13 protein-coding genes and 1 tRNA gene are annotated in these 16,105 nt (G+C 35.6%); 3 read left to right on the forward strand and 11 right to left on the reverse strand.

Annotated features, from left to right (window positions below; genetic code table 11):
• The first annotated feature begins 47 nt into the window (after positions 1-47).
• On the forward strand, positions 48-2,780 hold the full coding sequence (gene secA / locus J6569_RS01290) for a preprotein translocase subunit SecA (protein ID WP_085164304.1): 2,733 nt from the start codon (positions 48-50) through the stop codon (positions 2,778-2,780).
• Positions 2,781-2,897: 117 nt separating this feature from the next.
• Positions 2,898-3,302 (forward strand): 8-oxo-dGTP diphosphatase MutT, encoded by a 405-nt coding sequence (mutT, locus tag J6569_RS01295; protein WP_296301816.1) that lies wholly within the window; start codon positions 2,898-2,900, stop codon positions 3,300-3,302.
• A 347-nt stretch (positions 3,303-3,649) separates the two neighbouring features.
• Here mutT and J6569_RS01300 read toward each other — a convergent pair.
• Positions 3,650-3,725: transfer RNA gene (locus tag J6569_RS01300), tRNA-Asn, on the reverse strand.
• 148 nt (positions 3,726-3,873) lie between these two features.
• On the opposite strand from J6569_RS01300, the gene J6569_RS01305 reads away from it, so the two are divergent.
• A complete protein-coding gene (locus tag J6569_RS01305) occupies positions 3,874-4,449 on the forward strand; it encodes a TIGR00730 family Rossman fold protein (protein ID WP_174798686.1) in 576 nt (191 codons plus the stop codon).
• A gap of 62 nt (positions 4,450-4,511) precedes the next feature.
• Here J6569_RS01305 and fruA read toward each other — a convergent pair whose 3' ends face one another.
• The 10 genes from fruA to glnL form a co-directional block, all read right to left on the reverse strand.
• A complete protein-coding gene (gene fruA / locus J6569_RS01310) occupies positions 4,512-6,206 on the reverse strand; it encodes a PTS fructose transporter subunit IIBC (protein WP_296317258.1) in 1,695 nt (564 codons plus the stop codon).
• An 8-nt stretch (positions 6,207-6,214) separates the two neighbouring features.
• Positions 6,215-7,150, reverse strand: a complete 936-nt coding sequence (fruK, locus tag J6569_RS01315) for a 1-phosphofructokinase (RefSeq protein WP_296300479.1) — start codon at positions 7,148-7,150, stop codon at positions 6,215-6,217.
• Positions 7,150-8,355 carry a fused PTS fructose transporter subunit IIA/HPr protein gene (fruB, locus tag J6569_RS01320; RefSeq protein WP_085164314.1) on the reverse strand — a complete coding sequence of 402 codons (1,206 nt, stop codon included), beginning with the start codon at positions 8,353-8,355 and terminating at the stop codon, positions 7,150-7,152. Before fruB ends, fruK begins: the two co-directional genes overlap by 1 nt.
• Before the next feature lie 214 nt (positions 8,356-8,569).
• A complete protein-coding gene (gene cra / locus J6569_RS01325) occupies positions 8,570-9,574 on the reverse strand; it encodes a catabolite repressor/activator (RefSeq protein WP_296317260.1) in 1,005 nt (334 codons plus the stop codon).
• 134 nt (positions 9,575-9,708) lie between these two features.
• On the reverse strand, positions 9,709-10,464 hold the full coding sequence (locus J6569_RS01330) for an ATP-binding cassette domain-containing protein (protein ID WP_065589397.1): 756 nt from the start codon (positions 10,462-10,464) through the stop codon (positions 9,709-9,711).
• Positions 10,461-11,432: an iron chelate uptake ABC transporter family permease subunit gene (locus J6569_RS01335; RefSeq protein ID WP_366941221.1), complete on the reverse strand. Its 972-nt coding sequence runs from the start codon at positions 11,430-11,432 to the stop codon at positions 10,461-10,463. The genes J6569_RS01330 and J6569_RS01335 overlap by 4 nt, the downstream gene beginning before the upstream one ends.
• Complete coding sequence (locus tag J6569_RS01340; RefSeq protein WP_065589458.1) at positions 11,422-12,378, reverse strand: iron chelate uptake ABC transporter family permease subunit; 957 nt, start codon at positions 12,376-12,378, stop codon at positions 11,422-11,424. Before J6569_RS01340 ends, J6569_RS01335 begins: the two co-directional genes overlap by 11 nt.
• A gap of 11 nt (positions 12,379-12,389) precedes the next feature.
• Positions 12,390-13,331 carry a siderophore ABC transporter substrate-binding protein gene (locus tag J6569_RS01345; RefSeq protein WP_366941222.1) on the reverse strand — a complete coding sequence of 314 codons (942 nt, stop codon included), beginning with the start codon at positions 13,329-13,331 and terminating at the stop codon, positions 12,390-12,392.
• Between the two features lie 224 nt (positions 13,332-13,555).
• Complete coding sequence (gene glnG / locus J6569_RS01350; protein WP_296301828.1) at positions 13,556-15,016, reverse strand: nitrogen regulation protein NR(I); 1,461 nt, start codon at positions 15,014-15,016, stop codon at positions 13,556-13,558.
• Positions 15,017-15,021: 5 nt separating this feature from the next.
• A complete protein-coding gene (glnL, locus tag J6569_RS01355; protein WP_085164323.1) occupies positions 15,022-16,071 on the reverse strand; it encodes a nitrogen regulation protein NR(II) in 1,050 nt (349 codons plus the stop codon).
• Positions 16,072-16,105 lie beyond the last annotated feature (34 nt).

Here is a 16,105-nt window from a genome sequence, read left to right on the forward strand (position 1 = left end):
TCAAGGCAAAAGCCTTAAAATCCGTATTAAAAAACAAGAGAAAAGTTATGTTATTAAAATTATTGACAAAAGTATTTGGTAGCCGCAATGAGCGCGTATTAAAAAGTATGCGTAAACGAGTTGAAAAAATTAATGCACTTGAACCAGACATGGAAGCATTAACTGATGATGAACTAAAAGCAAAAACTACAGAATTTAAAGACAGGATTGCCTCTGGAACTCAATTAGATGATATTTTGGAAGAAGCTTTCGCAGTGGTACGTGAAGCGAGTAAACGTGTATTTGGCATGCGTCATTTTGATGTGCAGTTAATCGGTGGTATGGTATTAAATGAACGTTGCATTGCTGAAATGCGTACGGGTGAAGGAAAAACTTTAACAGCGACATTACCTGCCTACTTAAATGCACTAACAGGTAAAGGTGTACACGTTGTTACAGTTAATGATTACTTAGCGCAGCGAGACGCTGAAAATAATCGTCCTTTATTCGAATTTTTGGGCTTAACTGTAGGGATTAACCTGCCAAATATGCCCACACACATAAAACGTGAGGCTTACAACGCAGATATCACCTATGGTACCAATAATGAATATGGTTTCGACTACCTACGCGATAATATGGTATTTACCAAAGATGCTCGTGTACAACGTCCATTACATTACGCCTTAGTCGATGAAGTTGACTCAATTTTAATTGATGAAGCAAGAACACCTCTGATTATTTCAGGTCAAGCGGAAGATAGTTCCGACAGATATATTAGCGTTGATAAAATCATTCCTTACTTGACCCGTCAAGAAAAAGAAGACTCTGACCAGTTCCAAGGTGATGGTGACTTCTCAATTGATGAAAAATCACGCCAAGTTAACTTAACAGAACGAGGCTTAGTTAAAGTTGAAGAATTACTGATAAAACAAGGTATCATGAAAGGTGATGAGTCACTTTATGCGCCAAGCAATATCGTATTGATGCATCACGTTAATGCAGCCCTACGCGCTCACCACCTATTCCATCGCGACGTTGATTATATTGTCAGAGATAACGAAATTATCATCGTTGACGAACATACTGGAAGAACAATGGATGGTCGACGTTGGTCTGATGGTTTACATCAAGCTGTTGAAGCAAAAGAGCACGTTAAAATCCAAAATGAGAACCAAACACTGGCTTCAATTACTTTCCAAAACTATTTCCGTTTATATGAAAAACTAGCGGGCATGACAGGTACTGCTGACACTGAAGCATTTGAGTTTAATCAAATTTATGGTTTAGATACGATTGTTATTCCAACTAATCGCCCAATGCAACGAAAAGATCAATCCGACCTTGTCTATATGACCGAAAAGGAAAAGATAAATGCGATTGTATCTGATGTACAAGAATGTGTAAAACGCGGTCAACCTGTTTTAGTCGGAACAGCATCAATCGAAAAATCAGAATTAGTTTCACAAGCATTTAAAAAAGCAGGTATCAAACATAATGTCCTAAATGCTAAATTCCATGCTCAAGAAGCAGAAATCATTGCTAATGCAGGGAGTAAAGGTGCAGTTACTATTGCAACCAACATGGCTGGTCGTGGTACTGATATTATGCTCGGTGGTAACTGGCAAAATGATATAGCAAAAATTGAAAATCCAACACAAGAAGACATCGAAAAAGCGAAACAAGCTTGGCAAACAAAACACGAAGAAGTGATTGAGTTAGGTGGACTTTATATTTTAGGTACTGAACGTCACGAGTCACGCCGTATCGACAACCAACTACGAGGTCGTGCAGGACGTCAAGGTGACCCTGGCGCTTCACGCTTTTATCTATCACTGGAAGATCCATTGATGAGAATTTTCGCCTCTGATCGTATGGGTAATATGATGCGTAAATTGGGTATGAAAGAAGGTGAAGCTATTGAACACCCATGGGTCACAAAAGCCATTGCCAATGCTCAAAAGAAAGTTGAAAGTCGCAACTTTGATATTCGTAAACAACTTCTTGAATATGATGATGTCGCCAACGATCAACGTAAAGTAATTTACCGAGAACGAAACGGCTTACTTGATAATACCGATATAAAAGATACCATTGATTCAATTCGAGGTGATGTATTTAACACTCTAATTGACCAATACATTCCACCACAATCAATTGAAGATATGTGGAATATACCAGGTCTTGAAACTGCACTAAAAACAGACTTTGATTTGGATTTACCGGTCGCAAAATGGCTAGATGAAGAGCAAAATCTGCACGAAGAAACATTGCGTGAACGAATCTTACAAATTGCTCAAGACAAATATTTAGAAAAAGAAAATATGGCTGGAGCTGAAGCATTTAGACATTTCGAGAAAAGTGTTATGTTACAAACACTTGATACGCTTTGGAAAGAACATTTAGCAGCTATGGATTATTTACGCCAAGGTATTCATTTGCGCGGCTATGCACAAAAAGATCCAAAACAGGAATATAAACGAGAATCGTTTAATATGTTTGCTAACATGCTAGAATCATTAAAATATGATGTTATTGGTATTTTGAGTCGCGTACAAATTCGCTCACAAGAAGAAGTTGACGAAGCTGAACGCCAACGCCTAGCAGAAATGGAAAAACTAATGGCTAAACAACAAGCTAACCATGATTCGGTAGCGAGTATAAATGGCGAAAATGAAGAACTATCAGCAGGCACTTCTTCGCAACCAATAGTACGAACTCAAGCCAAAGTTGGTCGTAATGATCCATGCCCTTGTGGTTCAGGTAAAAAATATAAACATTGCCATGGTGCTGTTCAGTAAAGAAAAAATTTAGTATCATCAAATAAAGTTGATAATTAAATCGTCGATTAGGATCGACAATAGGTTGAAAGGGAAAGTTACAACTTTCCCTAATTTTACTCATAGGCAAATAGAATTATGAACAAACATATTGAAATTGCTGTAGGTATTATTCGTTCACAAAATTGTCAAATATTTATCACCCAACGCGGTGAAGACTCTCATCTTGCTGGTTTTTGGGAATTTCCTGGTGGAAAAATCGAGATCGGAGAAACGCCATATCAAACCTTACAACGAGAAATTGCTGAAGAAGTTGACATCCATATCCACCAAGCTCAATTTTTAGATATCTTTAAACACAGTTATGATGATCGCGATATCACAATTCATGCGTATTTAGTTGAAGAATGGGATGGAGTCCCTTTTGCTAAAGAAGGCCAACCAAGTCGTTGGATTGACCAAGAAGATCTGAATGCCGACGAATTCCCTGACGCCAATCGACCGATCATCGAAATGCTTAAAAACTTAGATAAACAAATATAACTTAGTTATTACAATTTAGCTTGTTCGCAAGTTTAGTTTAGTTTAGTTTAGTTTAGTTTATTTTATTTAACTTAAATTAGTTTCTTGTATGATTTTAGAGCTATTATATTTAGTTCATAAAACAGCTGTACGCTGTTTCCCCGCGCCGAGAATAACACAATGCTAAAGCAAAAATTTACTATCACAAAGCTTTGATCTTATTTTAACTAATAATCCATTTAGCAATGGCTAAATACATACCCAATAAACTCGGATTTAGGTCTATTTGCTGTAATAACAAAACGAATAATCAGAAGGGGTTGCATATAAAAAAACCTGCCATAAGCAGGTTTTATAAATTCAGAAATTGGCTCCTCCAACAGGACTTGAACCTGTGACATACGGATTAACAGTCCGCCGTTCTACCGACTGAACTATGGAGGAACACTTAACGGGATGAATATTAACTATATATAACGCTAATGTCAATCTCTAAAACAGCAAATAGAATTAACTGCTCAGCTTGTAATCAAATTAATCTGTAGATATGCTAAGATAATTAAATATATTATTAACAGGTAAAATAGCATTTATGAAAAAAAATATTTGTATTTTTTGCGGAGCAAACGAAGGAAGCCAATTAGAATATCGTACACAAGCAGAACAATTAGGCAAAACTTTAGCAGAACAAAATCGACGGCTAATTTATGGTGGTGGTAATAAAGGTTTAATGGGGATTATTGCTAATACAGTACTTGCGCACGGCGGTGAGGTGATTGGTATTATTCCTGAACGTTTAGTCAAAGCCGAAACTGCACACCACGGTATTACGCGCTTAGAGGTGGTGGATAATATGCATCAACGTAAAGCAAGACTGTCTGAGCTTGCTGATGGTTTTGTTGCAATGCCCGGCGGAACAGGTACGCTAGAGGAAGTTTTTGAAGTTTGGACAGCAATGCAAATAGGTTATCATGAAAAGCCCGTTGCATTATTTAATGTGTTAGAATTTTGGCAACCAATGCTTAATTTTTTGCAACATGCAGTTAATGAAGGTTTTGTTCGAGATAGTTTTTATAAAACATTAATTGTTTCGGAAGATCATCGAACTATACTACAACAAATGGATCATTTTATCCCTAAAGATTTACAGCGCTGGGTAAAAAAATAGCTTAAATGTCATATTATATAAAAACGCCATCACTGATGGCGCTTTTATTTATATGTTTAAAATTACGCAGCAGTTACAGCTTCTGACTCTGGTTGTTTAATAAATGCATATGCTACACCAGCAATAACGGCACCAACAACAATAGACAATAAGTAGCCAACTACTGGTTTAACAACGCCTGGAATTGCTAAAGCAAATAAACCACCATGCGGCGTCATTAATGTTGAACCGAAGGCTAACGCCATACCACCAGTAATAGCACCACCAACAATACAACATGGGATAACACGTAATGGATCGCGCGCAGCAAATGGAATTGCTCCTTCTGAAATAAAGCATAAGCCTAATACCAATGAAGCCTTACCACTTTCTTGTTCAGTTTTAGCAAATTTTTTGCGCGCAATCAATGTCGCAATTCCCATTGCTAAAGGTGGAACCATGCCCCCAGCCATAACCGCTGCCATTGGAGCATAAACTTGCGCTGAAATTAAACCTGTACCAAATGCATAGGCAACCTTATTTATTGGTCCACCCATATCAGTACACATCATGCCACCTAATATAGCGCCCAATATAACGGCATTGGCTGTACCCATTGAATTTAACCATACTGTTACAACGTTCATTAACCACGCAATAGGCGTACCAACAATAAATTGCATCACAAGACCGGTAATAAGCGTTGCAAATAGTGGTACGATTAATATTGGTTTCAATGCCTCTAGACTTTTTGGTAATGGTAAATATTTAGTGATTAATAGTGCTAGATAACCTGCAAAATAACCAATAATAATTCCACCTAAAAAGCCAGCGCCCGTCGAAACTGCTAGTAAACCGCCAACAAGTCCTGGTGCAAGACCGGGTCTGTCAGCAATGGAATAAGCAATATAACCTGAAAGCAGTGGCACCATAAGTGAGAAAGCAAGACCACCGATTTCGGCTAAATGCGATTCTCCAATTAATTTTTGTACTCCATCAACCATTTCAAATGAACCAAAAGCGAATGAAAGCGCAATAATCAAACCACCTGCAACCACCATTGGTAACATATAAGATACACCTGTTAGAAGGTGCTGATAAATACCTTTTTTCTCGTTGCTTGATTTAGCGGTTGAAGTATTTGATGACGGTTGATATACGGTTGCCTCTTCAAATGCTTTATCAAATTCTTGTGCTGTTTTTTTCAGAGCTGGACCTGTTTTGGTGCGATAAAGTTTTTTACCTGCAAATTTACTCAAATCAACATCAATATCACAAGCCGCAATTACAACATCGGCTGAAGCCACTTCTTCTGGTGTTAATTCATTACCGACACCAACTGAGCCACGTGTTTCAACCTTACACCACCATCCACGTTTTTTGGCTTCCTCTTCAATCGCTTCTGCTGCCATAAAGGTGTGAGCAACACCTGTTGGACATGCGGTTACCGCAACAATACGTTTTACACTGGTATTATTGCTTGGTGAAGACATAGCTTCGGCTGTTTGTTGATAAACACTCGCTTTACTTTGCGCATCTGTTAAAATCTGTTTTGGGTTAGCAAAAATTTGATTTAAATCATCAACGGCATAAACCTTTTTACCAACAACTGCTTTATCACTGATAGTTCCAGAGCCTACAGCAACTATAACATCAGCTGATGTTACATTATCAACCAGATTTAGATTTAATTCGTTTGCGGCTAAAGCTAATTCCGCTTTAGCCAAACGTCCATTTACTGGGCCTGTATTACTACCTTCAATAATATATATATTCATGAATACTCCTATTCAGAAATTATTTCAATTTTTTCTAGCATATTATTTACAGCTTGGCAATCAGATATACCAACACCAGCTTGCCCAACTGATAAAGCTGCAACACTTGATGCAAAGACTAAAGTATCTTTAATTGAACGATTAGTCATTAAGCCATACATCAACCCGGCGACCATTGAATCACCGGCACCAACAGTACTAACTACATGACATTTTGGTGGTTTTGCAAGCCATGCTTCATTTTTAGTTACCCACAAAGCGCCTTTACTTCCTAACGAGATCACTACATTTTCAATGCCGTCGTTAACTAACTCCATAGCAGCTGCTTTAACATCTTCTAATGTTGGTAATTTGCGACCTACCCACATTTCTAGCTCTTTGTCATTGGGTTTAATTAACCATGGTTTTGCTTTTAATCCTGCAACTAATGCATCTCGGCTACTATCAAATACGATCTTTGGACAAATCGCTTTAACTTGTTCCATCCACTTAGTAAATTTATCAAGTGAGACTCCAGCAGGTAAACTACCGCTGATAGCCACCATGTCAATATCTTTTAACCATTCAAGAGAATTTGTAACAAAACATTGCCAATCTTGCTCGCTAATCGTGAAGCCAGAAAAATTAAGGTCAGTCACTTCACTATTTTCCTCGGTTAATTTAACATTAATGCGAGTACGACCTTCAATTGTTTCAAATTTATCAATCACATTTAATGATTTGAATAATAAGTTAAAACCATCACGATTTTCTTTACCTAAAAAACCGCCAATAGTTAATTGAACATCTAAATCCGACAAAACTTTAGCAACGTTGATACCTTTGCCAGCAGCAAGTAATGCATTGGTTTGGACTAAATTAACATCACCAAGCTCAACTTTGGGACAAAACCCCAAAAGATCATAAGCTGGGTTTAAAGTTATTGTTGCGACACGATAAGTCATTATTCAGTCCCCTCACCTAAACCATCCCCAATTGCTTTACCAATAGCATCAAGCGCCTGAGTAGCATCTTCACCTACTGCAGTAAATCGTAATCGACTACCTTTTTTAGCGCCTAGCGCAACAATTTTCATTAAACTCGTTGCACTTACTGGCTCACCTTTACCATCTAAATTAGCGACAGTAACCTTACAATTAAACTCTTTAACTAATTTTACTAGTACTGATGATGGGCGTGTATGTAAGCCATTTTCGTTTGGAATAATAAATTCACGACTTAATGATTCATTATTCGATTCAGCCACAGTCGACTCATTTGAAGATGTCGATTGGATTTCTGATTTATTAGATTCTATTGTCGCAGAACCAGATAAAAGAAGGCTGATAAGATCACCTGTATTTGCTGATAATAGTAATTGTAATTTTTGGTTAAAAACTAAAGTTGCAATATTATTTACAATATCAGAAATAGAATCATCAACTGCTGATATGGTGATGAGTAACTTAACAGGCTTACCATCTTCATTAATATTACTGATGGTGCGACTAATCGCCATAGCATTTTTTAAATTACCTTGTTTGCTATCATTTAACCAAACTCCATCACCTAAATATGTAGGTTTATTGTCCAACACATCGGCAATAAAACTTGAATTTACAGCATTTTGCTGTTTTAGACGTGATGCATTTAATGCTTGTAAAGTTGCTAAACTATCAGCAGGAATATCCAATAATAATGCAGATTCATTTATAGAAAATTGGCTATCTTCAGAACTTGTTTTACCAGTTAAAATAGCAATTGCTTCGTCGGCTGACTGAATTTTTTTAATTCGCTCCTCTACCCCTTCAGCTCCAAGTACGTGAGTTAGTTGACGGAGTAATTCTAAATGCTCATCAGAGCTTGCTGCAATACCAATTGCAAGATAGGCCTTTTCACCATCATCCCCCCATTGAACACCATTAGGAAAACAAAATACTTGTACCCCTGTTTTTTTGACTAAATGGCGAGTTTTAGTAGTTCCATGGGGAATAGCAAGGCCTATACCCAGATATGTGGCTGCTTGTGCTTCTCGTTCTAGCATTCCATCGACATAACCATCTTCAACAAATCCTGCATTGGTTAATGCCGTAGCAATTTTTTTTATCGCTTCAGTTTTATTGGTAGCTTGTTCATTTAAATGAATATTTTCTTTAACTAAATGAAACATATAATAAATACCTCTGGGTTAATAATGTTGGGTCGACTAAAATGACTTAGAAAATACAAATCCTTTAATCAATTGAATCGTTTCAGCAATAATGAATAAATAAACATTAATTATCAAATAAATTATGTCTATTAATAAGTAATTTGTGATCTGGATCTTATTTTTTAATTTGAACTGTTTTAAAATTAACATATTTTTTATGCCTATTAATACCTTAACGGCTTAAGCTACCTCGATAGATCAATCGTCTTGGAATTATTGTTGTGCCCGATTGGTAATTATTGTTATGTAGATAGTTTAAAAACAGTTTTATTGTTACATCGGCAACTTCTTTATGATCTTGTGAAAGTGATATAACTTTACATGGTAAAAAATCTAACAATTCATTATCTCCAAAGGTAGCAATAGTTAAACTCTCGGGTAAGTGCCCAAATTTTCTTAAAATTGCATCAATGCTCCCCTGTAATAAAGAAAAAGAGGTAGTAAATATGCCATTAGGCAATTCATGACTTTCTAGCCATTGACTAAAGGCTAAATCAGCATCTCGTCGACTATAGTTATTTGCATATAAAAAATCAACTTTATTACAATTGTCAAGTTTGATATCTTTAAAACCATCTAAACGAAGTTGACTAACAGATAAGTTTGGTAAGGCTCCTATATAAACCACTGAATCTTGTACAAAGTTATTAAATGCTTGAGCAAGTGATTTAGAATCTTGTTTATCTGCACCTACAATATTTCTAAATTTAGAGATGGATAATATTCGATCAAGTGCAAATAATGGAATCTTTTCGTTTTGCCATTCATCATAAAAAAAATAATCTTGAGCAGAAACAAACGAAGAAGAAACAATTAAGGCATCTACGCGACGCTGCTGAAGGTGTTTGACACACTCTCTTTCGACTTGTGGATTATCTTCGGAACATGCAATTAGTAATTGATATCCTTCCTTTCTTACCAATTGTTCTAAATAATTAGCTATGCGAGTGTAACTGTTGTTTTCTAAATCAGGAATAATAATGCCTATAGTCCGGGTTTTACCTGCTCTAAGCCCCGCTGCTACCGCATTGGGTTGGTAATTATGTTTTTTCACCACCAACATAACTTTTTCGACTGTTTTATCACTAACGCGGTACTTTTTGGCTTTTCCATTGATCACATAACTGGCCGTCGTCCTTGATACACCAGCTAAAAGTGCTATTTCCTGTAATTTCATTATAATTATCTCAACAAAAATATTGCCAATTATTTAACATGGTTAGAAATAAATAGTAAACAATAATTTTTATTTACTTAATTAAACAATTGTAACTTTTTACTATTAAGATTAATTAATTTCCATTGTATTTGTTAATAGTAAATAGCAATATTTTGATTGTGAATATTTTCAATTTTGACCGGTGTATCAAATATATCTTCTAAAATATTGGCTTTCATAATCTGTTGTGAATTGCCTTGGTATATTAATTCACCATTTTTCATCGCTAAGATGTAATCTGAATATACGGATGCAAAGTTGATATCATGAATAACAATCACAATGGTTTTACCCAGCTCATCGGCTGCGCGACGCAATTGTTTCATCATGGCAACAGCATGTTTCATATCAAGATTATTGAGTGGTTCATCAAGTAATACATATTCAGTATCTTGACATAACACCATAGCAACATAAGCTCGTTGCCGTTGACCACCAGATAATTCATCTAAAAAGCGGTCTTTATATTCAGTAAGATCTAAAAAATCGAGCGCTCGATAAATATGGTTATAATCATCAGCATTTAAACGCCCTTTGGTATAAGGATAACGCCCAAATCCAACTAGTTCAAAAACAGACAATCTACTGGTAAAACGGTTTTCTTGTCTCAATACTGATAAATAAGTGGCAAGTTTATCACTTGGCGTATTAACAACATCCATATTTTGAATTTTAACTTGTCCTTCATCAGCTAATAGAAGACGACTTATAATTGATAATAGCGTCGATTTTCCCGCCCCATTTGGACCAATAATAGCAGTAATTCCACCTTGTGAAATCGTCGCGTTGACATTTTTTAATACAGATACTGTTTGATAGTTTTTACTAACATTATCAATTTTTATCACTTTGGAACCTTTTTTAATAATAAGAAGATAAACAAAGAACCACCAATGAATTCAATGACAATGGATAATGCACCAACCATATTTAATACTCGCTCTAAGAACATTTGTCCACCGACCAGAAAAATAACACCTAACAAAAAAGCAGTAGGTAGCAAAAAACGATGTTGGCTTGATCCACTAATACTATAAGCTAAATTAGTAATTAAAAGCCCTAAAAAAGTGAATGGACCGACTAATGCCGTTGACACTGACACTAAAACTGAAACTAGCAATAATATAATAGTGACACTTTTTTGATAATCGATACCCAAATTGATTGCATTATCCCGACCCAACGCAAGTACATCAAATTTAAATCGCATTTGCCATAAAAATAGACCAACAATAGCTACTATTACTAACGAAAAGATAATCAATACAGGCTCTGCTCGCGTAAATGTAGCAAAAATACGACTTTGAAGCACAGCAAATTCAGACGGGGTCATTAAGCGTTGCAATAGATTAGAAAAACTACGGAATAATGTGCCTAAAATAATTCCTATTAATAATACCAAATGTAAATTTTTCTTGAATCTAGTAAACAAACCTCGATATAAAAATAAAGAGAATAAAATTAATAAAAGTGATTCGAATACAAATTTACCAATAATACCAATATAAGGAATACCTTGTGAATCAATACAAAAGATTACAACAGTTTGAATAAGTACAAATAGTGATTCGAATCCCATAATAGAAGGTGTTAATATTCGATTGTTGGTAACTGTTTGAAAAAGCAGTGTTGATGTCGCAGCCGAAAAAGCGACTAAAATCATAGTTAGCATTACCCACGTTCGATGCTTCAAAATATAGCTAATATTACCTTTAAGGTTGAAGGTCATAAAACATGTTATGCATATTAAAGCAATAATTAACAATAAAAGAACTCTTTTTTGACACAAAATATGGCGTTTTTGATTAACTAACATGACGTTTTCGACTCAACAATATTAAAAAAATAATAGCGCCAACTACGCCAAGAATAACACTCACGGGGATCTCAAAAGGATAGCGAATTACACGCCCAATAATATCGCAAATTAAAACTAATCCACTACCAAACAAACAGATCCATGGAATGGTTTTACGAACATTGTCCCCAAATAATAAACTAACAATATTTGGTACAATCAATCCTAAAAATGGTAAAACTCCAACAACTACAACGACAATACCACCAATTAATGCAATAACAATAAGTCCTGTTAACATAACACGACCATAGTTAAGCCCTACATTAATAGAAAAATCACGCCCCAAGCCAACTACAGTAAACTGATCCGCACACCAACAAGCAAGTAATGTCAAACCACCCACCAACCATAATAATTCGTAACGACCTTTTAAAATAGCTGAAAAATCACCTGATTCCCAACCACCAAGTGATTGTAATAAATCAAAATACATGGCAAAAAATGTAGTAATAGCGCTAATAACTGCACCTAACATAATGCCAATAAGAGGTACCATTATTGCTGACTTTAAAATAATCTTTCGAGAAATCGCCATAAATATCATTGTGCCAATCATAGCAAATAGGCTAGCAACAACCATTTTAGTCATGACACTAGCGCCAGGAGCTAAAACCATCATAACTAATAAGCCAAGACTAGCCGATTGAGTAGTGCCAACTAAAGAAGGTTCAACAAATCGATTTTGTGTTAATAATTGCATAATCAAACCTGCAACACTCATGGCGCTACCTGCTAACAATAAGGCAACAGTTCGAGGAATACGGCTTACAAAAAAAATCTCACGCATATTGCTATCTGACCATAAATCAAATAGTGTCACATGCCCTGCACCAATAAATAAACTTATTGCAGTCATGATCAATAAAATGAACATACCTGCAATAAAATAAAATGATTTAATCATGCTTTACATTAATGCGCTGGTTCACTTTGCAAAGCGACACCTATTTGATCCATCAAACGGCTATAGGTTTGAATACCGCCAGCAATATACATGGAAGAAGAATCTAAATAAACAATATGGTTTTGTTGCCATGCAGCAGTTTTTCGGATCAATTCGTTGTCAAGTACTTGTTGTGCAGACTGAGCTTCTTTATTACCAATTGCATTATCTCTATCTAACACAAATATCCACTGCGGATTAACACTCAAAATAAATTCAGAGGTAACAGCATTACCATGACGACCAGCTTCTTGGAAAGTAGTTGCTGGCTGAAAACCGAGCACATCAAACACAAAACCAAAACGAGATTTTGAGCCATAAGCCGACATTTTACCGCCATTAATCATAATCACTAGTGCTGTGCCAGCAGTAGTTGTCTTGGTTTTCAATTGTTCGATTTTTTGATTAAAATCGGCAATAAGTTTCTTAGCTTCATTTTGTTTATTGAAGATTGAGCCTAATTGTTCTGTTCTTTGAGTTAAACTACTTAAAAAATTATTTGGGTCAATATCTAAAGAAATCGTCGGAGCAATATCATTCAATTTTTTATAAGCATCAGTAGCGCGACCTCCAGCAACAATAACATCTGGTTGAATTGAACTTAAAACTTCATAATTTGGTTCAAATAAAGTGCCCACATTAGTGTAGTCTTTGCGTCCATATTTAGATAAGAAAGTTGGATAATGTACATCTGATTGAGGCACTGCTGTCACAGGAATATTTAATGCGTCCATGATATCAAGTGTTGCAGTATTAAAAACAACAACTTTTTTAGGATTTTCAGGCACATCGGTTTTACCTTGAGCATGTTCAATGGTAAGCGTATTTGCAGAGGTTTGCTGTTCTTTTTTATTGTCACATCCAACCAAAACAAGCAAAACAGCAAGCAAAACTAAAAATTTCACTTTGATATATGAATACATTGTAACTCCTAATTATCAACCAAATAAAAAACAAAAAACGATAATTATAATAATTATCATTTACATTAAGATTGTAACCAAAAAATTTGCTCTATTCAATGCACTTTAACTATTTAAAAATTTAATATGTGATAAAAGATAGATTAAATAGCACTCAAATGAATGGATTAAAAAGCTATCGATTTGTTCGATAGCATAATTAATATTGGTGATTAAGGGTGTTTAGTGGGATCAAGCGATAAATCTTTAAGTTTTCTAGTTAATGTATTTCGCCCCCAGCCTAACAGATGAGAAGCATCTTGTTTGTGACCTCGAGTAAAATTAAGTGCACTTCTTAGTAAGATTCGTTCAACATCATTTATTGCTTCAGTCAAAATTCCTGTTTTACCATCTATTAGAGCTTGTTTTGCCCATTGTTCCAGCAATACTTTCCAATCAACTTCTTGTTGAGAAAAGTGGCTTGTAGGCAATGTGGTATTTTCATTTGTAACCACTGTTTTAACTGTCGATAATTGCAACAATTCTGGAGGCAAGTCCTGAACTAAAACCTCTTTATTTGAAGACATCACCGTAACCCAGCGACAAATATTTTCAAGTTGACGAACATTACCTGGCCAATTAAAGCGACATAAAACATTTAAAGCTTCCGAACTGAATACTTTACTTTCTACCCCCAATTCTTTGGCGGTTGTATGTAAAAAATGTTCTGATAGTTTTGGTATATCTTCAATTCGATCGCGTAGCGGTGGTAATAAGATACGAATTACATTTAGACGATGAAAAAGATCTTCTCTAAATTTACCCTCACGAACCCTAGCTTGTAAATCTTGATGAGTAGCTGCAATAATACGGACATCTACTTTGACAGGTGAATAACCGCCAATACGATAAAATTGCCCATCAGCAAGCACCCTTAATAATCTAGTTTGAACATCAAGTGGCATATCACCAATTTCATCTAGAAATAATGTTCCACCATTCGCTTGTTCAAACCTCCCGTGCCTAATTTGAGCCGCTCCAGTAAACGCCCCTTTTTCATGTCCAAAAAGTTCTGACTCAATAAGATCTTTAGGTATGGCTGCCATATTTAGCGCAATAAAAGGGGATTGTGAGCGTGGGCTATGGATATGTAATGCTTTTGCAACTAATTCTTTCCCCGTTCCTGATTCACCATTAATTAATACACTAATTGATGATTTGGAAAGCCTACCAATAATACGAAAAACTTCCTGCATTGAAGGTGCTTCACCAATAATACCTGTCGAGGCTTTACTTGTTGTATTATTATTGGTTTTATTACTTTGGGTTTGTGAAATCGCACGTTCAACCAATTGAATAACTTCATCCACATCAAAAGGTTTAGGAATATAATCATAAGCACCTTTTTGATAGGCATTTACTGCTGCATCTAGATCGGAATGAGCAGTCATAATAATAACTGGCAAATTCGGCATTTGCTCTTTAATATGATGAAGCAATGTCAAACCATCAAGTCCTGGCATTTTAATATCAGAAATTAGTACAGCTGGTTTTTGTACATATGTATCTAATGCATCAATAACTTGTTGACCACTCTCAAAGCTAACACAGTTAAAATGAGCATTAGTTAATGCTTTTTCTAATACCCATCGAATAGAGCTATCATCATCAACAATCCAAACATTCATTTTCATTTACCTCACTGCCTAATTGGCAAATAGACAGAAAATTGAGTATGCCCAGGCCAACTATTAAATTCAATTTTACCATGATGTTGATCAACAATATTATTTGCAATCGAAAGTCCAATACCTGTACCTCCTTCATGCCCGCTCACCATAGGATAAAACAAAGTATCTTGTATATGAACAGGCACACCTGGTCCAGTATCTTCAATATCAATACGAGCGCACAAACGGTAGCGCTGTCCATGTAAAGTAATCTGAAAAGCAGTTCTTGTCCTGATAATAATTGTGCCAGTATTGGATCCGATAGCCTGTAAAGCATTGCGAACAATATTTAAAATTACCTGCTCTATTTGTTCGGAGTCATGAATAAAATCAGGTAAGCTTGGATCATAATCACGCAGAATTTTAATATTGATTGGTTTTTCCAAACACAGCAAAGCATAGATACGTTCTATTGCTTGATGAATACTTTGTTCTTTTTGTTGTAATCTCTGCTGTGGGCCTAATAACCTATCTACCAGATTTCTTAACCTATCTGCTTGTTCAATAATAATTTTTGTGTAATCTTGCAATTCATTTTTAGGTAGTTCACGTGATAATAATTGAGCGGCGCCTCGAAGCCCTCCGAGAGGATTTTTAATTTCATGAGCTAGTCCACGAACTAATTCACGAGCTGCACTCTGTTGCGCTTGTTGCAATTGTTCTTGGCTAAGGCGTTTATGGCTATTTAATGGCGTCATTTCAATTAAAATCTGTCCATTACCTAATAGTTGAGCTGTCAACGTTAAAATATGTAATTCATTATTAATAACTAAATTGACTTCATTATCTGTAAAACCCTGATTTTGCTCTAATGTACTGAGCATTAAATTTATATCCAAAGAAAAGTATCCCAGCAAATCAGGAAGATAACTTTCTAATAATTTTTTTGAACTTTGTGCTAATAATTGCTGTGCAGCAATATTGGCATACAGAATATTAAGCTTAGTATCAAGTAATAAAATACTTGTAATCATAGAATCGAGAACAAGATTAGCATCAGATTCATTATCAAATGTCATCGTTGGTTTTCCGTCCTGATTAGAAACCACCGCA

This window comes from Gilliamella sp. (genome assembly GCF_024104075.1).
Classification (GTDB): Bacteria; Pseudomonadota; Gammaproteobacteria; order Enterobacterales; family Orbaceae; genus Gilliamella; species Gilliamella bombi.